Here is a 20744-nt window from a genome sequence, read left to right as displayed (position 1 = left end):
GAGAGGTCCTCTTGAATCAAGTTCTGGCTGGAACATCCTGATTCTACAAGAGAAACCCCTCGCCATCTTTATTTTCAAGCCAGCCTCATGAATAAGCCGGGTTAATGAAAACGGTCGGGCTATTTCGGCCGTTGCCGGCGTCTGCACGTTTTTTCTCTGGGTATTTTACGCTCAGCTGCTCTACGCCGGCTACGTACGCCAGCGGCGGCCGCGCATCATCATTAACCGCGGCAAGGGCATCGGTATAAAAGCGCTGTGCCTGATCAGCAACATGAGCAGCGAAGCGATCTATGTACAGCACCTGATTGCCGTGCTGCACACCGATGAGCGCAGCTATTCGCTGGACGTTGTGGAGTACCAGCAAGAAGGGGAAGAGCAAGAAGAAAGCGGCTATCGCACGCATCAGGGGCCGCTGAATTCGGGAGGGTACCTGCACATCCAGTCGTTCAACGCCATTTTTCAGCAGATTGTGCGCTACTGGAATATCAGCCGCGACGTGCTCAACCGCAGCAGTCTGGCGCTGGAAATACGCGTGGTGGCTATCTACGGCTCTGAAGACATGCCCACCGGCGCCTGGCGCACGTTTCGGCTGGATCTGTCGGCCGCTCCCGCTCACCAGCTGGTGCCCCACTCCATCGATACGCACCGCATGAGCAGCCGACGGCAGCGTAAACAGGTGCTGGAATGGGCAAAAGCCATTGAAATGCACAAGGTATACTAACGGGCAGCCTCTCACATCGGCCGTGAAATCAAGGCGATGAAAGGCAGCGGTTCAGGATAGCGCTATCGCTTGTTTTATCGGAAAAGCGCCACCATATTTTCTTACCCTCGCCGCCTTGACGCTTCAAGGCGTGCCGTTTGCTGAGCGAGTCGGAGCGAGCCATGCCGATACTGATCTTCCTTTCTCTATTTACCCTGCTTGATTTTGTCGTGCTGTTCAGCGTTGGCGGCCAGATCGGGCTTTTGGCCACTTTGCTGCTGGTGCTCATCACCGGTATCGGCGGGGTGCACCTGATCCGCCGCGAAGGCGCCTACACCTTTGCACGCGCGCAAAGGCGCCTCAACGCCGGCGAGCTGCCGTCAGACGAGCTGCTGACCGGCGCGGCGCTGATTTTCGGCGGCGCGCTGCTTATGGCGCCGGGCTTTTTATCCGACGCGCTGGGCCTTGCCTGTCTGATTCCTGACGCCCGGCGCTTGGTGCTCAAACTGCTCACCCGGCTGGGTTTTCGTGCCCGCATGAGCCAGGCCGGCACACGCTGGCACACCCGCAACCCCCATCAGGCAGGCAACCCCGACGACTGGAACGAGGCCCATGCTCGCTATCGAGACAAACGCTCAGCGCCCCACGCTGAGCAGCAGGAAAACGCGCCGCTGGAAGGCGAGTTTATCGCCCGCGACGAGGCATCGCGGCGGCGCTAACCGCAAAGGGCAGTAGCACCATGAAAAAAGCCACTTTTTTTCATTTACGCCCCTTGAAAGGATGCCTCAAGCCCCCATTTTTTAGCCAGCACAAGGAATCGGCCGGGCCGCAAGGCCGGGCCATTAACAAAGAAGGCTCTTTGCCTTCAGCTCTTTCGGGAAGCGCCCGCAAGAGCGTTATAAAAATCGCCTGACAAGGCATTTATAGAGACTTACCGTCACTATCAGGAGAGCGTGAATGAACATCCGTCCCTTGCACGACCGCGTCATTATCCGTCGCGTCGAAGAAGAGCAAACTACCGCTGGCGGCATCGTGCTGCCGGGCAGCGCTCAGGAAAAGCCCACGCGTGGCGAAGTGCTGGCAGCCGGTAACGGCCGGATTCTGGACAACGGCGATGTCCGCCCGCTGGACGTCAAAGTCGGCGACACCGTGATTTTCAAAGACGGCTTTGGCGTCGAAAAAGAAGAAATCGACGGCGAAGAAGTGCTGATCATGAGCGAATCCGACGTTCTCGCCGTCGTCGAAGGCTAAAACGCCCGCGATTTTCGTTTTCCGTTGACCCTTTCACTGTTTTAGGAATACCTCAACATGGCAGCTAAACAAGTCAAGTTCTCCGATGATGCCCGCAAGCGCATGACCCGCGGCGTTGACGTTCTCGCCAACGCGGTAAAAGCCACGCTCGGCCCGAAGGGGCGCAACGTGGTGCTGGAAAAATCCTTCGGTGCGCCGACCGTAACCAAAGACGGCGTCTCCGTCGCCAAGGAAATCGAGCTTAAAGACAAGTTCGAAAACATGGGCGCGCAGATGGTCAAGGAAGTCGCTTCCCAGACCTCTGACGCCGCCGGTGACGGTACCACTACCGCCACCGTACTGGCTCAGGCCATCGTCGCTGAAGGCCTCAAGGGCGTGACCGCGGGCATGAACCCGATGGATCTCAAGCGCGGCATCGATCACGCCGTGACCGCTGCGGTCAAGGAAATCCGTGCGCTTTCCGTACCCTGCACCGAAACCAGCTCGGTCGCCCAGGTCGGCACGATTTCTGCCAACGGCGACAAGAACATCGGTGAGATCATCGCCGATGCCATGCAGAAAGTCGGCCAGGAAGGCGTCATCACCGTCGACGAAGGACGCGGCTTTGACAACGAGCTGGAAGTCGTTGAAGGCATGCAGTTCGATCGCGGCTACCTCTCGCCCTACTTCGTCACCAACCAGGAAACCATGGCGGTCGAGCTGGAAGACCCCTTCATCCTGCTGGTCGACAAGAAAGTGTCCAACATCCGCGAGCTGCTGCCGACGCTGGAAGCCGTGGCCAAGGCCGGCAAGCCGCTGGCGATCATCGCTGAAGACATCGAAGGCGAAGCGCTGGCAACACTGGTGGTCAACAACATGCGCGGCATCGTCAAGGTTGCCGCTGCCAAAGCACCCGGCTTTGGCGACCGTCGCAAGTCCATGCTCCAGGACATCGCCATTCTGACCAACGCTACGGTGATTTCCGAAGAAGTCGGTCTGAGCCTGGAGCAAACGACCCTGGATCACCTGGGCACTGCCAAGCGCGTGACCATGTCCAAGGAAAACACCACCATTATCGACGGTGACGGCGCCGAGGCAGACATCGAAGCGCGCGTCAGCCAGATCCGCGCGCAGATCGAAGAGACCTCTTCTGACTACGACAAGGAAAAGCTCCAGGAGCGCGTGGCCAAGCTGGCCGGCGGCGTTGCGGTTATCCGCGTTGGGGCAGGCTCCGAAGTCGAAATGAAAGAGAAAAAAGCCCGCGTGGAAGATGCCCTGCACTCTACCCGCGCAGCCGTTGAGGAAGGCGTCGTGCCCGGCGGCGGTACCGCACTGGTTCGCGCACTGACCCGTGTTCACGGCCTGACCGGCGACAACGAAGACCAGAACCACGGCATCAACATGGCCCTGCGCGCCATGGAAGCGCCGCTGCGCCAGATCGTCACCAACGCCGGCGAAGAGCCCGCGGTGATTATCAACCGCATCAAGGACGGCGAAGGCAACTTCGGCTATAACGCCCAGACAGGCGAGTTTGGCGATCTGTTCGACATGGGCGTGCTCGACCCGGCCAAGGTCACTCGCACCGCGCTGCAGTCGGCAGGCTCCGTTGCCGGCCTGATGATCACCACCGAGTGCATGATCGCCGACGATCCGGACGAGCAGGACGCCGCTCCGGACATGGGCGGCATGGGTGGCATGGGCGGAATGGGCGGCATGATGTAAGCCGCACGCCCAAGCTTGCCCCGGGCGCCTGCGTGCAGGCGCCCGACCTTAAAAAACCCCGCGAAAGCGGGGTTTTTCTGTTTTCATGGACTTTTCGATCCGACAAGAGGCCTTAGCTGTGCTCCCCCGTATTCGTATCGTACTGGTGCAGACCTTTCATCCCGGCAACATCGGCGCGGCCGCCCGCGCCATGAAAACCATGGGCCTGGCCGAGCTTGTGCTGGTCAACCCTCGGGCGTTTCCCGACGACGAGGCCACCCGGCTTGCCGCCGGCGCCGGCGACGTGGTGGCAAACGCTCGGGTGGTCGCATCGCTGGATGAGGCGGTCAGCGACTGCGTGCAGGTTATCGGCGCCAGCGCCCGGCTGCGCAGCCTGCCGCTGCCCCACTTTAGCGAGCCCGATGCCATGGCAGACAGCGCGTTGCAAAACGCTCAAAGCGCGCCGGTAGCCTTGGTATTCGGCCGTGAACGCTCAGGGCTGACCGCCGAGGAAATCCGCTGCTGCACCCACCAGGTCAGCATTCCGGCCAACCCCGATTACGGTATCCTGAACCTGTCTCAGGCAGTACAGATACTGGCCTACGAGCTTCATCGGGCATGGCGCACTCGCCACCAAAGCAGCTTTATCTATCAAACGCCCGGTGAGGCCACCCCGCCCACGCGGGAGCAGTTCAGCCATTTTCAGCGCCATCTGCACGATGTCATGCAAAAAAGCGGATTTTTATCCCAGCCCCACGCTCGCACCGAAGAGCAGCTGCAGGCGCTTTTTACCCGCGCCGAGCCCAGTCGCAAAGAACTTTCGATGCTGCGCGGGCTGCTAAGCGCGCTACACCCCGATGCCTCGTCTGATCGCAGCTGAGCCTTTAATCGCCTGTAGCAGCCTTAAAGCAGCATTGCCGCTGTCCAGCCAAAGGCAATCATCGGCAGGTTGTAGTGCAAAAACGTAGGTACCACGCTGCCCATGATATGGTCGTGCTGGCCGTCAACGTTGAGCCCTGAAGTCGGCCCCAGCGTAGAATCCGACGCCGGTGAGCCGGCGTCACCCAGAGCGGCCGCCGTGCCCACCAGCACCGTAGTCGCCAGCGGTGAAAACCCGAACTGCACGGCCAGCGGTACAAAAATGGCGGCGATAATCGGGATAGTGGAAAACGACGAACCGATCCCCAGGGTGATGAACAAGCCCACCAGCAGCATGGCAATCGCCGCCAGGCCACGGCTGTCACCAAACAGGGCAAAAGCGCCCTGCACCAGCGCATCGATCTCGCCGGTGGTTTTCATCACCTCGGCGAAACCTGCCGCCGAGATCATGATAAAACCGATCAGCGCCATCATGCGCATGCCGCTGGTGAATAGATCATCGGCCTCGCGCCACTTGAAAATACCGCCGAGTGACAAAATCCCGATACCCACCAGGCCCCCCAAAATCATCGAGCCGCTATAAAGCTGCAGGCCAAGGGCCGCGACGATGGCCAGCCCGGACATCACCAAGCCCAGCGCATGGGGGCCGGTTTCTGAGTGTCCGGGCTGGGCGGCAACGCTTGCCACCTCCCGAGTTTCATAGCGGCGCGGGCGGCGATAGCTGATAAACACCGCCACCAGCATGCCCACCGCCATGCCGCCCACCGGTACGGCCATAGCCAGCGGCAGGGTGCCCCGGGTAATTTCCAGCCCCAGCGGCGCGCCGGCGCTGTTGATGTTGGCAAGCAAAATATCGTTGAGAAAAATGGCCCCGAAGCCTACCGGCAGCAGCATGTAAGGCGCGGTCAGGCCAAACGTCAGCACACAGGCAATCGCCCGGCGGTCAAGCCTGAGCTGATTCATCACCTTCAAAAGCGGCGGAATCAGAATCGGGATAAAGGCGATATGCACCGGAATCAAGTTCTGCGAGGAGATCGACACCAGCAGCACCGCCACCAGCAGCAGGTATTTTACCCGCGCCTGGCGGGCAGCGTCGGCTTCCTGGCCGAGCATATTGATCAGCCGCCGAGCCAGCATATCCGGCAGGCCGGAACGCGAAATGGCCACGGCAAACGCGCCCAGCGTGGCATAGGCCAGGGCCACCTGCGCCCCTCCGCCTACGCCTTCGTTGAAGGCATCCAGCGTTTGTTCAAGAGTAAGCCCGCCGGCAAGGCCGCCCACCAGCGCCCCCACTACCAGCGCAAAAACCACGGAAACCCGCGCCAGCGCAAGGGCGACCATCACCAGTACGGCGAGAATGACTGCGTTCATCGACAATATCCCAGGACGTCAGAAGTAAGAGAAAAGGCATTTGATTTTAGCAAACACCGGTGGCGTTGGGGCCCCGAGAGCGTAAAATGCCGATAACTTTCGACGTTTTTCCGGTTCACAAAGACCGCTGCACGTTCAAGGAGAGACACGCCGCTATGCCCCAGACGCCCGCGCTTACCCACTATTACCGCGATACAAGCTGCGCCATCGCGCTCGTTTTCCATGCTTGAAGTCGTCACGCTATCGTTTGCGTTTGTGTTCGGCATCGCCGTGCGCCAGATCGGCCTGCCCCCGCTGGTTGGCTTTCTTGGCGCGGGGTTTGCGCTCAACGCCTTCGGCCCCGTCATGGGGCTGCCAAGCGATGCCGGGCCGATTCTTGAGCACACCGCGCACCTGGGCGTGCTTTTGCTGCTGTTCACCATCGGACTCAAGCTCAATATTAAAAACCTCATTGAGCCTGTGGTGCTGGGCAGCGCCTTTGCTCATTTGCTGATCAGCAGCGCGGTGTTTACCGCAGGTTTCGTATGGATCGCCGGCCTGACGCTGGAAACCGCTATTCTGCTCTCCATTGCGCTGTCGTTTTCCAGTACGGTGCTGGCGGCCAAGGTGCTGGAGGGCAAAGGCGAGCTGCGCGCTTTTCACGGGCGCATCGCCATCGGCATTCTGGTCATGCAGGATCTGGTAGCGCTGGCCGTGCTCAGCGTCTACAGCGGGCAAACGCCGTCCATCTGGGCGCTTTGGGTGCTCGCCCTGCCGCTTTTGCGCCCGCTGTTCTACTGGCTGATGCGGGTGGCCGCCCACGACGAGCTTTTGGTGCTGATGGGGGTGGTGCTGGCCGTGGCCGCCGGCGGCATGGGCTTTCAGGCGGTGGGCTTAAGCTCTGAGGTGGGCGCGCTGGCCATGGGGCTTACGCTGTCGCAGCACCCCCGGGCGCAAGAGCTTTCCCAGGCGCTTTGGGGCATCAAGGAAGTGCTTTTGATCAGCTTTTTTCTCCAGATCGGCATGTCCGGTTTGCCGGATACCGATGCGCTGCTGTTTGCCGTCGTGATGGCGATGCTGCTGCCGCTGAAAGGCGTGCTGTTTTCCGCACTGATGATTATCTTTCGCGTGCGCGTACGCAACGCTTTTCTCGGCGGGCTGAGCCTGGCGGCGTACAGCGAATTCGGGCTTATCGTCGCCGCCAGCATTCTGGAAGACTGGCTGGTGCCGCTGGCGGTCACCGTGGCGCTGTCGTTTGTGATTGCCGCCCCGGTCAATCGCTTTGCCCACGCCCTGTTTGACCGTCTGGAAAAGCATCTGACGCGGTTTGAAACCAACGTCAAGCATCCCGACGAACAGCCGGTAGAGCTGGGCGATGCCAGCGTACTGGTGCTGGGTATGGGCCGTATCGGCAGCTCAGCCTACGACTTTTTTGCCGAACAGGGCATTCGCGTGACCGGCCTGGATTCTGATCCCAACAAGGTCGGCCGGGACGGGCGTCGAATACGCTATGCCGACGTGGAAGACAGCGGTTTCTGGCAGCAGCTGGATATATCCCGGCTGCAGGCGGTCACCCTTGCCACCCCCAACACTGAAAGCAAGCTGATCGCCTCTCGGCAGCTGCGTAAAGCCGGCTTTACCGGCAGCATCGTCGCCGGCATGCATTTTCAGGATGAAGACGAAAAGACCGCGCTCAAGGCCGCCGGCGTGGATCAGACCTATCAGCTGATGTCCGGCGCGGGTATCGGCATCGCCGAAAAAACCTGCGAGTGCCTGCAGAAATCCACGGCGTAGCCGCACTCCGGGCGCAAAAACCCCGGCACGCTGACGCGCGCCGGGGTAGTTCGATGCGCCTTGCCTTGCGCGCCTAGCGCATCAGGCTGCCGCCGCTGTCGTCATCCAGCGACACGCCTTGTACGCCAAGCTCGGCTTCCAGCGCCAGCAGGTAGTGGCGCAGAGCGCGCCGGGTGGCCTGCTCATGCAGGCTTAGCCGCACCTGTTCGGTTACCGCCTCGTAGGGCAGCCGGCGGCTTTCCTGGCGATCATCAACCATGACCAGGTGCCAGCCGTAGCGCGATGCCAGCGGCCGGTCGTGAAGCCCTTGGGGCAGGTGCTTGAGTGCGCGGTCCAGCTCGGCCACGGTTTGCCCGGGGCTAAGCCGACCGAGTTCGCCACCGTCTTCCCTGGACGGGCAATCGGAATAGCGCTGGGCCAGCTCGGTCATGCGCTCGGGGTGCTCGGCCAGCGCTTCGAGCAGTTCAACGCCCAGATGGTACTGGGCGTCCCGGGCCTCGGCGTCGTCCGGCGGCGCGGCCAGCAGGATGTGGCGCACGTCGAGCTGAACCGGCTGGCTGAAGCGCTCGGGATGAGCGGCATAAAAGCGCCGGCAGTCATCTTCCGAGGGCTCGGGCACGGCAAGCTCGGCCTCCAGCAGCTGAGCCACGGCCTCGTCCACCGCTTCTGCGTCGCTGCCCTCGGCTGTCAGCCCTAGCTGCTGGGCGCGCTGATGGAGAAGCTCGCGCACCACCAGAGCGCGGGCGGCCTTTAACTGAGCGCTGCCGGCGCTGTCCGCCGGGTGGTACTGCATTTCAGCGGCAATATCCGCCTCGCTGATTGCGCGGCCGCCAACGCTCACCGGCGGGGGCGTTTGCGCCCCCGGCAATTCTTCAATATCAATCATCTGCATGGACATGCGTCTTCCTCTCTGCCTGCGTCAACCGTCTAGCGCTCAGCCTCTTTTACGCACCAGCTGGTAGCGCCGCGTAACGTAGCCAAACGGTATGCTCCAGACGTGCACCAGGCGAGTAAACGGAAACAGCAGGATAATGGTCAGGCCGAGGAAGACGTGAACCTTGTAGATCCATGCCACATCGGTCATGTAGTCGGCGGCGCCGCCGCTGAAAAACACGATAGACTGCGCCCAGCCGGCAAGCGTGAGCATCATCTGCCCGTCCAGGTGACCCAGCGAGAAGAACACCGTGGTGGTACCCAGCGCGCCCTGAAACACCAGGATGGCCAGAATCAGCGTATCCATGGTGCTGGAAGACGCCTTGACCCGGGGGTTGGTCAGGCGCCGATACAGCAGCATACCGCCGCCGATCAGTACCATGACCCCGGCAATACCGCCGATGACAATGGCCACGACCTGCTTGGCGCCGGCGCTGATAAACGGCGCGTAGACCCAGTGCGGCGTAAGCATGCCGAACAAGTGGCCGAAAAAAATCACCAGAATGCCGATGTGAAAAACGTTGCTCGCCAGACGCATGTTTTTCGACGAAAGCATCTGGCTGGAACCGGTTTTCCAGGTGTACTGCCCGTGGTCATAGCGCAGCAGGCTGCCGACCAGAAAGACCGTACCGGCCAGGTACGGGTAGTAGCCATAGATCAGGTGTTGCAAATATTCGATAAACATGGCGTTTCTCCTTTAGCCAGCAGACAGGCCGGACGGCATGATTTTCACGGGGTCGCTTGGCGTTTCGTGCTTGCGTTCGGCCAGGCGGCGACCTTCCGCCGACTGCAGCGCGCAGTCCTGGTCGGAGTCGGCGGTAAAACGCACCGCCTCTTCTTCCCAGACGGCGTCCAGCGCTTCGGGCGTATCGTCAGGCGCCTCGGTACGTGCGGCTTCCCGGTGGGCCTCAACGTCGTTTTCAGCGCCGATCAGCGCCAAAAGGCCCAGCGGCACCAGGGCATAATCGGCCTCACGCTCTTCCATGCGCGCCGCCAACAGCGCCAGAATATGGCGGATTTCCCCCAGCCAGCGGCCGATATCGGCCTCCTCCCGGGTCGACAGATATTCCAGAAACAGCGGCAGATAGTCCGGCAGCTCGCGGGCATCCAGCTCAAAGCCGGCGCTTTCATACTCGTTCATCAAATCGACCATGGCCTGGCCGCGATCTCGAGACTCGCCGTGAACGTGCTCAAACAGCAAAAGCGACGTCGCCTTGCCCTTGTCAAAAAGCGCTACGTATTCGGCCTGCAGCGCCAAAAGCTCGGCATCGGCGATGCGCTGACACCAGTCCATCAGCGTACGCCGGCGCGCTACCGACCAGCGGCGCTCGGCGTGGATGATCTCGATCATCTCGCCGGCGGCGTCCTGCAGCTCGGCGGTCGGGTAGTCCAAAAGCCTGGCAAGCACGCGCAGGCTGAGCATGCCGGCCGGTGCCTCAGAAGCACCGGCGGTGGCAGCCGCGTCGGGAGTATAGACTTCGGCGGCGCTACTCATGGGGCACCTCCAGCTTGGTTTCTGCCGGCTTGTGCGCTTCAGGCTCATACACGTCTACCGGCTTGACCAGCGTTGAGGTAGTCGACTGCCCGTTGAACAGGCTCGCCTCGCTCTCGCCGTGGCAGCCGTCGCCAAAGCTGAAACCGCAGCCGCCGCGCTCGGGGAAGGCGTCGGTGGCCAACTCCCGGTGGCTGGTGGGAATCACAAAGCGGTCTTCGTAGTTGGCAATGGCCAGATAGCGGTACATGTCTTCCACTTGCGCTTCGGTAAGCCCTACGTCGTCCAGCACGGCGGTGTCGGCCTTGCCCTCGACGTGCTTGCCGCGCATGTACAGGCGCATGGCCATCAGCCGCTTGAGCGCCAGCACGATAGGCGCTTCTTCGCCGGCGGTGAGCATGTTGGCCAGGTACTTCACCGGGATACGCAGGGATTCAATCTTGGGCATCACGCCGTCAAACTCAACGTCGCCGGCCTCGGCGGCGGACTGAATCGGCGACAGCGGCGGCACGTACCACACCATCGGCAGCGTGCGGTATTCCGGGTGCAGCGGCAGCGCCAGCCCCCAGTCCATGGCCAGCTTGTACACCGGCGATTCCTGGGCGGCCTTGATGACGTTGTCCTTGATGCCGTCCTTTTTCGCCTGGGCGATAACCTCGGGATCGTGCGGATCAAGAAAGATCTCGCGCTGGCGATGGTACAGATCCTGCTCGTCCGGGGTGCTGGCAACCTCTTCGATGCGGTCGGCGTCGTAGAGCAGCACGCCCAGATAGCGAATGCGGCCCACGCAGGTTTCCGAGCATACCGTAGGCTGGCCGGCCTCAATGCGCGGATAGCAGAAGATGCACTTCTCGGATTTGCCCGACTTCCAGTTGTAGTAGATCTTCTTATACGGGCAGCCGGAGATGCACATCCGCCAGCCGCGGCACTTGTCCTGGTCGATCAGCACAATGCCGTCTTCTTCGCGCTTGTAGATCGCCCCGGACGGGCACGCCGCCACGCAGGTGGGGTTCAGGCAGTGCTCGCAAAGCCTTGGCAGATACATCATGAAGGTGTTTTCAAACTGGCCGTAGATATCGGCCTGCACCTTCTCGAAGTTCATGTCACGGCGGCGTTTGGCAAACTCGGTGCCGAGGATTTCTTCCCAGTTGGGGCCCCATTCCACCTTGGTCATGCGCTGGCCGGAGATCAGCGAACGCGGCCGCGCGGTGGGCTGGTGCTCGCCCTGCTTGGCGTTGTGCAGGTGCTGATAGTCGAAGGTAAACGGCTCGTAGTAGTCGTCGATTTCGGGCAGATCGGGGTTGGCGAAAATACTCGCCAGCACCCGCCACTTGCCGCCGATGCGCGGCTCGATCTTGCCGTTTTTGCCGCGCATCCAGCCGCCGCGCCACTTGGCCTGGTTTTCCCATTCTTTGGGGTAGCCGATGCCGGGCTTGGTCTCGACGTTGTTGAACCAGGCGTATTCCACGCCTTCACGACTGGTCCAGACGTTTTTACACGTCACCGAGCAGGTGTGACAGCCGATGCACTTGTCGAGGTTCAAGACCATGCCGACCTGGGAGCGAATCTTCATTTCACGGCCTCCTGAACGTAGTCGTTATTCTCGCCGTCGAGCCAGTCGATGTTGTGCATCTTGCGGACCAGCACAAACTCATCGCGGTTGGAGCCCACGGTGCCGTAGTAGTTGAAGCTGTAGGAAAGCTGGGCGTAGCCGCCGATCATGTGCGTCGGTTTGGGGCACACTCGCGTCACCGAGTTGTGAATGCCGCCCCGGGTGCCGGTTACCTCGGAGCCGGGAATGTTCACAATGCGCTCCTGGGCGTGGTACATCATCGCCATGCCGTTTTTGACCCGCTGGCTGACCACCGCCCGCGCGGCAATCGCGCCGTTGGCGTTGTAGGCCTCGATCCAGTCGTTGTCTTCCACGCCGATGGACTGGGCGTCTTCTTCGGACATCCAGATGATCGGCCCGCCCCGGGACAGCGTCTGCATCAGCAGGTTGTCCGAGTAGGTGGAGTGAATCCCCCACTTCTGGTGCGGCGTGAGGAAGTTCAGCGCGATTTCCGGGTTGCCGTTGTCCTGGGGCACCGAGACGCTGGCCGCCGCTTTGGTGTCAATCGGCGGGCGATACACCAGCAGGCTCTCGCCGAAGGCGCGCATCCAGGGGTGATCCTGATACAGCTGCTGGCGACCGCTCACCGTACGCCACGGAATCAGCTCGTGAACGTTGGTGTAGCCGGCGTTGTAGGACACGTGCTCGTCTTCCAGGCCCGACCAGGTGGGGCTGGAGATGATCTTGCGCGGCTGGGCCACCACGTCACGAAAGCGGATCTTTTCGTCTTCCTTGGGCAGCGCCAGATGGGTGTGATCGCGGCCGGTGATCTTCGACAGCGCCCCCCAGGCCTTCACCGCTACCTGACCGTTGGTTTCCGGCGCCAGAGTGAGAATCATCTCGGCGGCGTCAACGGCGCTGTCCAGTCGCGGCTGGCCTTTGGCCGGGCCGTCAAGCTTGCGATGATTCAGCTTGCCCAGCAGGCCCACTTCGGATTCGGTTTGCCAGCTGATGCCCTTGCCGCCGTTGCCGACGTTTTCCAGCATCGGGCCGATGGAGGTGAAGCGCTCGTAGGTTTCCGGGTAGTTGCGCTTGACTTCCATCAGGTGGGGCATGGTCTTGCCGGGCACCGGATCGCACTCGCCTTTTTTCCAGTCAAGCACCGAGGTTTGCGCAAGTTCGCCGGGGGAGTCGTGCTGCATGGGCAGCGTCACCAGGTCGGTTTCTTCGCCCAGGTGCCCCTCGCAGGCCTTGGAAAATGCCTTGGCAATGCCTTTGTAGATTTCCCAGTCGCTGCGCGACTCCCACGCCGGGTCGGTGGCCGCGGTCAGCGGGTGGATGAAAGGGTGCATGTCTGAGGTATTGAGGTCGTTTTTCTCATACCAGGTGGCCGTAGGCAGCACGATGTCGGAATACAGGCAGGTGGTGGACATGCGAAAGTCCAGCGTCACCAGCAGATCGACCTTGCCTTCCGGGGCGTCGTCGTGCCACTTGACCTCTTCGGGCTTGTGCGCGCCGGCCTCGCCCAGGTTCTTGCCCTGGATGCCGTGGCGGGTGCCCAGCAGGTACTTGAGCATGTACTCGTGGCCCTTGCCCGAGCTGCCCAGCAGGTTGGAGCGCCAGACAAAGAGGTTGCGCGGGAAGTTCTGCTCGCTATCCGGGTCCTCCGCGGCAAAGCTGAGCTTGCCGCTTTTGAGCTGGTCAACCACGTAGTCGGCGGTGCCCATGCCGGCCTTTTCCGCCTCGCCGGCGAGATGCAGCGGGTTGGTATTGAGCTGCGGGGCGGACGGCAGCCAGCCCATGCGCTCGGCGCGGACGTTGTAGTCGATCAGGTTGCCAGCATAGTCTTCGGCCTTGGCCAGCGGTGAGAGCAGCTCCTTGATTTCCAGCTTTTCGTAGCGCCACTGGCTGGAATGGTTGTAGAAAAACGAGGTGCCGTTCATGTGGCGCGGCGGGCGCTGCCAGTCGAGGCCGAAGGCCAGCGGTGTCCAGCCGGTCTGCGGGCGCAGCTTTTCCTGGCCCACGTAGTGCGACCAGCCGCCGCCGCTCTGCCCCACACAGCCGCACATGATCAGCATATTGATCAGGCCGCGGTAGTTCATGTCCATGTGGTACCAGTGGTTCATCCCGGCCCCCACGATGATCATGGAGCGTCCGCTGGTCTTGTGGGCGTTGTCGGCAAATTCCCGGGCGATGCGGATGGCCTGCTCGGCGGATACGCCGGTAATTTTTTCCTGCCATGCCGGCGTATAGGGGCGAATCTGGCCGTAGTCGGTGGCACCGTCGTCTTCACCCTCGGCGCCGAAGCCTCGATCGATGCCGTAGTTGGCGCACATCAGGTCAAATACGGTAACGGCCAGCACCTCCGAGCCGTCGGCTTTTTTCAGCCGCTTGACCGGCAGGCTGTGGTAGAGAATCTCGTCGTGAGCACCTTCGTTTTTCACGCTTTCAAAGTGCTTGCGCTCGATGCCGCCAAAGTACGGGAAAGCGACCCGGGCCACGTCGTCGCGCTTTTTATCCAGGCTCAAAAGCGGCGCCAGCTCGACGCCGTCGGCGTCCAGCGATTCCAGGTTCCACTTGCCGGGCTGGGTCTCGTCTTCGCCCCAGCGGAAACCGATGGAGCCGCGCGGCACAACCAGCTGATCGCGGGCGTCGTCCCACACCAGGGTTTTCCACTCGGGGTTGTTGTCCTGGCCAAGGCTTGCCTCGAAGTCGCTGGCGCGCATCTGCCGGCCGGCGGCGTAGCTGCCGTCTTCCCGGGGCTCAAGCTCTACCAGGCACGGCATGTCGGTGTAGCGACGCACGTAGTCGGTGAAGTAGGCGCTGGGGTTATCAAGGTGGAATTCCTTGAGAATCACATGCCCCATGGCCAGCGCCAGCGCGGCGTCGGTGCCCTGCTTGGCCGACATCCATTCGTCGGTAAGCTTGGAGACTTCGGAGTAGTCCGGCGTGATCGATACCGTCTTGGTGCCCTTGTAGCGCACCTCGGTGAAAAAGTGCGCGTCCGGCGTGCGCGTCTGCGGCACGTTAGAGCCCCAGGCAATGATGTAGCCGGAGTTGTACCAGTCGGCGGATTCCGGCACGTCGGTCTGCTCGCCCCAGGTTTGCGGGCTTGCCGGCGGCAGATCGCAGTACCAGTCGTAAAACGAAAGGCACACCCCGCCGATCAGCGACAGGTAGCGCGCGCCGGAGGCGTAGGAAATCATCGACATCGCCGGAATCGGGGAAAAGCCGATGATGCGGTCCGGGCCGTACTGCTTGGCGGTATAGACGTTGGAGGCGGCGATGATTTCGTTGAGCTCGTCCCAGTCGGCGCGAACAAAGCCGCCCATGCCCCGGGCGCGCTTGTACTGCTTGGTGAGGGCCGGGTCTTCGACAATGGTCGCCCAGGCGTCCACCGGGTCTTTTTTATCCGCCAGCGTTTTGCGCCACAGCTCCAAAAGTGGCTTTCTGATCAGCGGATACTTCAGCCGGTTGGCGCTGTACATGTACCAGGAGTAGCTGGCACCGCGCGGGCAGCCGCGGGGTTCGTGGTTGGGCAGATCAGGGCGGGTACGCGGATAGTCGGTCTGCTGGGTCTCCCAGGTCACCAGGCCGTTTTTAACGTAGATTTTCCAGCTGCACGAGCCGGTGCAGTTAACGCCGTGGGTGGAGCGCACGATCTTGTCATGCTGCCAGCGGCGGCGGTAGCTGTCTTCCCACTGGCGAGACTCCTGGCGCCGTTCGCCGTGGCCGTCGGCAAACGGCTCGCGCGCCTTGCGGAAAAAATTCAGCCGGTCAATGAAGTGACTCATGGTCGATCTCCGTGGCTTTTAATGAACAGCTTTAATCAAAAAGCTGGAGTCAAAGCAATTACCTGATAGCAGGTATCTTGAGACCGATTTTGCCGGATTAGCCTGGTGATTTCTGCCCGGTTACCTCTATAAACTTGCCCCCTACCTCTTAGGTGATACAGGGCAAAAATAAAAACATGCATTTTATATACATGATTGAATCGGCAGGCGTTTTCGGCGGGCGCGGCCCTGCTCTGCGACAATTCACCACGACAAACCGTCAGGTGCAGGGCCGCGCTGCGTTAGCAAACGCCCCCAAAGGTCGTATAATAGAGGGAAAGGTTTTTTTAGGCGATTTTCTATGCATTTAACGCGCTTCACTGACTATTCTGTTCGCGTGCTGCTGTATCTTGCCACCAAAGGCGAGCAGCGCTCAACGATCAGCGAAATCGCCGAGACGTTCCATGTTTCACGCAACCACCTGATGAAAATCGTTCAAGAGCTCAACCAGAAAGGCTACTTGAAAGCAATACGCGGCAAGCACGGCGGGCTTTTGCTTAATCGGCCACCGGCAAGCATCAGCCTGGGGGCCATCGTGCGCGACACCGAGCAAGAAATGGCGCTGGTGGAGTGCTTTCGTCAAGACAACGCCTGCGTCATTACGCCCCAGTGCAGGCTGCAGCCGATTCTTGCCGAAGCCTTGAGCGCTTTTATGGGCGTGCTTGACAGCTATACGCTTGCCGACATGCTCGACGGCCGTAGCGCTGAGCTGGCCCGACTGATGAAAATCCCCGCGGTTAATACCTAGCCTTTTAACAGCGCAGGCTACCTCAGCCCAACGCCTGCCTCGCCCAAAGGGGTAGCTCGGCCACTTCTTATACCTCCAAAGACGTAATACACTGCCCGTGCCGTCAGGCGCGCCGAGTGCGCGCCGTATCAATACACGCCGGCCCACGGGAGATATATGAACGCCTTACGGCATTCGCTGGTTGCGCGCATTGTCGTTTATCTAATGCTGATCAGCTGCCTGGCGCTGGCCAGCATCGGGTTGACCGTGCTCATGGCGAAAAGCACCCAGGGCAATGCAGCAACGATCAACGAAGCCGGCGCGCTGCGCCTTGCCAGCGCCCGCGTTATTACCGCTTTGGAACGCCCGGATGCCGACCCCGTCAGCCAGGCCCAGACCTTACAGCAGCGGCTGGAAAACCCCGCGCTTAAAATCCGCCCCCGTTACGGGGTGATCGGCCGTCAGGCCGCCCGCGAAACCAATGCCGCCCTTGTCACGCTGCGCACTACTTTTCAGCGCCAAATACTGCCCGCCGTCACCGCCGCCCGCCGCGGCGAGCCGGCCGCTGTCTCGCGTGCCCGAACGCAGATTAACGATTTCATCCACCAGATCGATCAGTTTGTCACGCTCCAGGAGCGCGCCACCGAAGCCCGGATTACCCTGATGGGCAGGGTGCAAATGCTGTCTCTTGGCCTGGTCGCCCTTTTGCTGCTTTTTGCCATGCTTGACATGCGCCGCAACCTCGCCCGCCCGCTGCGCCGGCTGATGCAGCTAAGCCAGCACTTCAGCCAGCGCCGTTTTGACTATCGCAGCCATTTCACCTGCCCCGACGAGCTGGGCAGGCTGGGGCGCACTCTGGATCACATGGCCGCCGAGCTGGACGCCAGCTACCAGGCGCTGGAAAACCGCGTCACGCAGAAAACGGCCGAGCTGGAGCGCCATAACCATGCGCTGCAGGTCATCCATGACAGCAGCCGTGACCTTTACGCCAGCGGCAACGATCTGTGTGCCAGTGCCGCACCGCTGCTGCGCCGGCTGGAAAACATCCTCGATATCGGGCCTATCGTGCTGTCGTTGCACAACGAGCACGACGGCAGCGACATCGAGATTCTGGCCACACACTCGCCAAAGCGCCCTCTCTACTGCCGTGACCTTGCGTGCTTTGCCTGCATCGGTGAAAACGACACCGACGCCGCGGATCGGCATATTCCGCTGGTTGACGCCAACGCCCGTGCGCTGGTGTTTCCCGTTGTTGCCGGCCACTTGACGCTGGGCTATCTGACGGTGAGCTATCTGGAAACGCCGCCTCCATCCACCCGCCAGCTCCTCAACACGCTGACCGATCAGCTGGCCACCGCTATCTACCTGGAACAGCGTATCGAGGAGCGACAGCAGCTCTCGCTGATTCAGGAGCGCACCATTTTGGCGCGAGAACTCCACGATTCGCTGGCACAGTCGCTGTCGTATCTGAAAATGCAGGTTGCCCGGCTTGAACGCATGCAGGCCCGGGACTTTCCCGCTGAGCGCCAGAGCGAAGTGATCGGCGATTTACGCGAAGGCCTCAACAGCGCCTATCGCCAGCTGCGCGAACTGCTGACCACCTTTCGCCTATCGCTGGACAAATCCGGCCTGCAGCCGGCCCTTGAGCAGACCGTCCACGAATTCAGTCAGCGGCTGGAATTTCCCATTGAGCTGGTGTATCAAATACCGCCTTACCTGCTGAGCGCCAACGAAGAAATCCACCTGCTGCAGATCACTCGGGAAGCGCTCGCCAACACCGTCAAGCATGCCCACGCCCACTGGGCACGCGTCAGCCTGACCTTCCGCCAGGCACGCCTGCACCTGGCGATCGAAGACGACGGTATCGGACTTGAAAACCATGACTCACCGCCCATGCACTACGGGCTTATCATCATGCGGGACCGCGCACGACACATTGATGCCGAGCTTGAGCTGCAAAACCGCGCAGAAGGCGGTACCGGCGTGCATCTTTACATGTCCCCCCAGGCGGATCGGCTGATTAAAGAAGAGAGTTCGTGAATATGACCCATAACGTAACCGACTCACCTGCAACCATCATGGTGGTTGACGATCATCCCTTGCTGCGCCGCGGGGTGGAGCAGCTGCTGGAGATCGAAGACGATCTCAGGCTGGTATTCGATACCGGCTCGCCCCGCGAAGGGCTCAAAAAGGCCCTTGAACACGAGCCCGACATGCTCTTGCTTGATCTGAACATGCCCGACCTCGACGGGCTTGAAGTGCTCAAGCGCCTGCGCAACGGTGGCTATGCCGGCCGCATTATCATGTACACCGTTTCCGATCAGGAAGACAACGTGGTGGAGGCCCTGCGCAGCGGCGCCGACGGCTACCTGCTCAAGGACATGGAGCCCGAAGAGCTGGTGCACCAGCTGCGCCAGGCCGCGCTGGGGCGCATGGCCATCAGCGATGATTTGACCAGCCTGCTGGCCCGCGCCCTGCGCACCCAGCACCATGCCGAGCGTGCGCCCACGCTGGATGTTTTGACGCGGCGCGAGCGCGAAATTCTGGTCGAGCTTGCCGCCGGTATGTCAAACAAACTGATCGCTCGCAGGCTGGACATTACCGAAGGCACGGTCAAGGTTCACGTCAAGCATCTGCTGAAAAAACTGCGGCTGCGCTCACGCGTCGAAGCTGCCGTCTGGGCGGTACAGCAGGGACTTGCGCCAGATCATTAAAACCGCCGTTTGCGGTGGCTACCTCCAAAGAGCAAGCCGGCGGCCAAGATGCGACCCAAAGCCCTTCTTCCACAGCAAAGCGTATGAAAAACAGCGGCTTATACGAAAGTGCAACTACCCCAAAAGTAGTAGCCAATGGGTACAGATGGTTGGCTCCCCCGTTTATTCTCGTCTCGGCAATGCGTATCTTTCCGTACAGCACTGCTTTTTGCGCTACCTGTATCCAAGGGGATATGCCATGACCAGAAAAAATGCCGATATTGACCAGTGGGATATTGAAGATCCCGATTTCTGGCAAAAAGAAGGCAAAGCCGTTGCCACCCGCAACCTGTGGATTTCCATCCCCAGCCTGCTGCTCGGGTTTGCGGTATGGATGATGTGGGGCATGATCGCCACCCAAATGCAGAACCTGGGGTTTGCTTTCAGCGTCGATCAGCTGTTTTCGCTGACCGCCATTGCCGGGCTGGCCGGCGCCACGCTGCGTATTCCCGCCTCGTTCATGATCCGCGTGGCCGGCGGGCGCAACACCATTTTCCTCACCACCGCTTTGCTGATGATTCCCGCCGCGGGCACCGGCATTGCGCTGATGAATCCGGCCACGCCGTTCTGGGTTTTTCAGGCTCTGGCGCTGCTGTCGGGCATCGGCGGCGGCAACTTTGCCTGCTCGATGAGCAACATCTCCAGCTTTTTTCCCAAAAAGCAGCAGGGCTACGCGCTAGGGATGAACGCCGGGCTGGGCAACTTTGGCGTCACTACCATGCAAATTCTGGTGCCGCTGGTGATGACGGTGGGCATTTTCGGCCCTCTGGCCGGCGGCCCCATGGCGCTGGAAAGCGCCAGCGGCACGCTGATCGGGCGCATTGACGCGGGCACCGATACCTGGATTCAAAACGCTGGCTTTGTGTGGATGCTGTTTTTGATTCCGCTGGCGTTTGCCGGCTGGTTCGGCATGAACAATCTCAAAGCGCTCTCCCCCCAGACCGGCAACCCGGCCACGGCATTCGGCAAAATACTCGGGCTCTACGCGCTGGGCATGATAGCCTCTGTGGCAGGCGTCGTAGCGCTTGACTGGATCAACATGTGGCTGGCTCTGCCGCTGACTATCCTGCTGACGCTGGGTCTTTTGCTGCTGCTTCCCGGCACGCTAAAGCCTGCGATTCGCAATCAGTACAGCATCTTCGGCAACACCCATACCTGGGCGATGACCGTTATCTACACGGCCACGTTTGGCTCTTTCATCGGCTTTTCTGCTGCCCTGCCGCTTTCCATCAACATTATTTTCGGCAACATGATGGACGTAGCCGCTGACGGCACCGTGACCCGCATTACCAACCCTGATGCGCCCAGCGCACTGACCTGGTCGTGGATCGGTGCCTTCGTCGGCGCGCTGATTCGCCCGGTAGGCGGGTGGATTGCCGACAAATTCGGCGGCGCTATCGTCACCCAGATCATCTCGGCTGTCATGGTGCTGGCCTCTGCCGCCACCGGCTATGTCATGATGCTGGCGTACAACGCAACCGATCCCAACCAGTATTTCTGGGCATTTCTCGCGCTGTTCATCGTGCTGTTTGCCGCCAGCGGCATCGGCAACGGCTCTACTTTTCGCAGCATCGGGGTGATTTTCGACGCCAAGCAAAAAGGCCCGGTGCTGGGCTGGACGTCAGCCATCGCCGCCTACGGCGCCTTTATCGCCCCCCAGGTCATCGGCGAACAGATCAAGGCCGGCACACCAGAGCTTGCCATGTATGGCTTCGCTGCCTTCTACGCCGCTTGCCTGGCCATCAACTGGTGGTTTTATCTGCGCGGCAACGCCTATGTGAAAAACCCGTAGCGCTTCAG

17 protein-coding genes are annotated in these 20744 nt (G+C 61.0%); 11 read left to right on the top strand and 6 right to left on the bottom strand.

Features of this window, described 5'->3' with window-relative positions; all coding sequences use genetic code 11:
* Positions 1 to 271 precede the first annotated feature (271 nt).
* The 6 genes from ABD654_RS09685 (at position 272) to ABD654_RS09660 (ending at position 4511) form a co-directional block, all read left to right on the top strand.
* A complete protein-coding gene (locus tag ABD654_RS09685; RefSeq protein WP_344704670.1) occupies positions 272 to 721 on the top strand; it encodes a hypothetical protein in 450 nt (149 codons plus the stop codon).
* Positions 722 to 882: 161 nt separating this feature from the next.
* Positions 883 to 1419 carry an FxsA family protein gene (locus ABD654_RS09680; protein WP_344704669.1) on the top strand — a complete coding sequence of 179 codons (537 nt, stop codon included), beginning with the start codon at positions 883 to 885 and terminating at the stop codon, positions 1417 to 1419.
* Positions 1420 to 1439: 20 nt separating this feature from the next.
* Positions 1440 to 1613: a hypothetical protein gene (locus ABD654_RS09675; protein WP_344704668.1), complete on the top strand. Its 174-nt coding sequence runs from the start codon at positions 1440 to 1442 to the stop codon at positions 1611 to 1613.
* A 44-nt stretch (positions 1614 to 1657) separates the two neighbouring features.
* Complete coding sequence (locus ABD654_RS09670) at positions 1658 to 1951, top strand: co-chaperone GroES (protein ID WP_344704667.1); 294 nt, start codon at positions 1658 to 1660, stop codon at positions 1949 to 1951.
* Between the two features lie 57 nt (positions 1952 to 2008).
* On the top strand, positions 2009 to 3652 hold the full coding sequence (gene groL / locus ABD654_RS09665; RefSeq protein ID WP_344704666.1) for a chaperonin GroEL: 1644 nt from the start codon (positions 2009 to 2011) through the stop codon (positions 3650 to 3652).
* A gap of 118 nt (positions 3653 to 3770) precedes the next feature.
* On the top strand, positions 3771 to 4511 hold the full coding sequence (locus tag ABD654_RS09660) for an RNA methyltransferase (protein ID WP_344704665.1): 741 nt from the start codon (positions 3771 to 3773) through the stop codon (positions 4509 to 4511).
* 23 nt (positions 4512 to 4534) lie between these two features.
* Here ABD654_RS09660 and ABD654_RS09655 read toward each other — a convergent pair whose 3' ends face one another.
* Positions 4535 to 5881 carry a Na+/H+ antiporter family protein gene (locus tag ABD654_RS09655; RefSeq protein WP_344704664.1) on the bottom strand — a complete coding sequence of 449 codons (1347 nt, stop codon included), beginning with the start codon at positions 5879 to 5881 and terminating at the stop codon, positions 4535 to 4537.
* A gap of 222 nt (positions 5882 to 6103) precedes the next feature.
* On the opposite strand from ABD654_RS09655, the gene ABD654_RS09650 reads away from it, so the two are divergent.
* On the top strand, positions 6104 to 7654 hold the full coding sequence (locus ABD654_RS09650; protein ID WP_344704663.1) for a cation:proton antiporter domain-containing protein: 1551 nt from the start codon (positions 6104 to 6106) through the stop codon (positions 7652 to 7654).
* 73 nt (positions 7655 to 7727) lie between these two features.
* Here ABD654_RS09650 and ABD654_RS09645 read toward each other — a convergent pair whose 3' ends face one another.
* Genes ABD654_RS09645 through ABD654_RS09625 form a run of 5 tightly spaced genes read right to left on the bottom strand, consistent with a single transcriptional unit; the run spans position 7728 to position 15425 of the window.
* A complete protein-coding gene (locus ABD654_RS09645) occupies positions 7728 to 8546 on the bottom strand; it encodes a peptidylprolyl isomerase (RefSeq protein ID WP_344704678.1) in 819 nt (272 codons plus the stop codon).
* 42 nt (positions 8547 to 8588) lie between these two features.
* Positions 8589 to 9272 carry a respiratory nitrate reductase subunit gamma gene (gene narI, locus ABD654_RS09640; protein ID WP_344704662.1) on the bottom strand — a complete coding sequence of 228 codons (684 nt, stop codon included), beginning with the start codon at positions 9270 to 9272 and terminating at the stop codon, positions 8589 to 8591.
* A 12-nt stretch (positions 9273 to 9284) separates the two neighbouring features.
* A complete protein-coding gene (narJ, locus tag ABD654_RS09635) occupies positions 9285 to 10082 on the bottom strand; it encodes a nitrate reductase molybdenum cofactor assembly chaperone (protein WP_344704661.1) in 798 nt (265 codons plus the stop codon).
* Complete coding sequence (gene narH, locus ABD654_RS09630) at positions 10075 to 11652, bottom strand: nitrate reductase subunit beta (protein ID WP_344704660.1); 1578 nt, start codon at positions 11650 to 11652, stop codon at positions 10075 to 10077. Before narH ends, narJ begins: the two co-directional genes overlap by 8 nt.
* On the bottom strand, positions 11649 to 15425 hold the full coding sequence (locus tag ABD654_RS09625) for a nitrate reductase subunit alpha (RefSeq protein ID WP_344704658.1): 3777 nt from the start codon (positions 15423 to 15425) through the stop codon (positions 11649 to 11651). The genes narH and ABD654_RS09625 overlap by 4 nt, the downstream gene beginning before the upstream one ends.
* A 340-nt stretch (positions 15426 to 15765) precedes the next feature.
* Here ABD654_RS09625 and ABD654_RS09620 point away from each other — a divergent pair, with 340 nt between their 5' ends.
* The 4 genes from ABD654_RS09620 to ABD654_RS09605 all read left to right on the top strand — a co-directional run bounded on the left by ABD654_RS09620 (position 15766) and on the right by ABD654_RS09605 (position 20736).
* Positions 15766 to 16212 (top strand): RrF2 family transcriptional regulator, encoded by a 447-nt coding sequence (locus tag ABD654_RS09620; RefSeq protein ID WP_344704656.1) that lies wholly within the window; start codon positions 15766 to 15768, stop codon positions 16210 to 16212.
* 156 nt (positions 16213 to 16368) lie between these two features.
* Positions 16369 to 18231 (top strand): histidine kinase, encoded by a 1863-nt coding sequence (locus tag ABD654_RS09615; protein ID WP_344704654.1) that lies wholly within the window; start codon positions 16369 to 16371, stop codon positions 18229 to 18231.
* A 2-nt stretch (positions 18232 to 18233) separates the two neighbouring features.
* On the top strand, positions 18234 to 18905 hold the full coding sequence (gene narL / locus ABD654_RS09610; RefSeq protein WP_344704652.1) for a two-component system response regulator NarL: 672 nt from the start codon (positions 18234 to 18236) through the stop codon (positions 18903 to 18905).
* Between the two features lie 238 nt (positions 18906 to 19143).
* Positions 19144 to 20736: an MFS transporter gene (locus ABD654_RS09605; RefSeq protein ID WP_344704650.1), complete on the top strand. Its 1593-nt coding sequence runs from the start codon at positions 19144 to 19146 to the stop codon at positions 20734 to 20736.
* The last annotated feature ends 8 nt before the right edge of the window (positions 20737 to 20744 follow it).

This window comes from Halomonas cibimaris, from assembly GCF_039537045.1.
In the GTDB taxonomy this organism is placed as follows: domain Bacteria; phylum Pseudomonadota; class Gammaproteobacteria; order Pseudomonadales; family Halomonadaceae; genus Vreelandella; species Vreelandella cibimaris.
The sequence above is the reverse complement of the archived record's forward strand: the minus strand, read 5'-3'. Positions and strand labels throughout refer to the sequence as shown.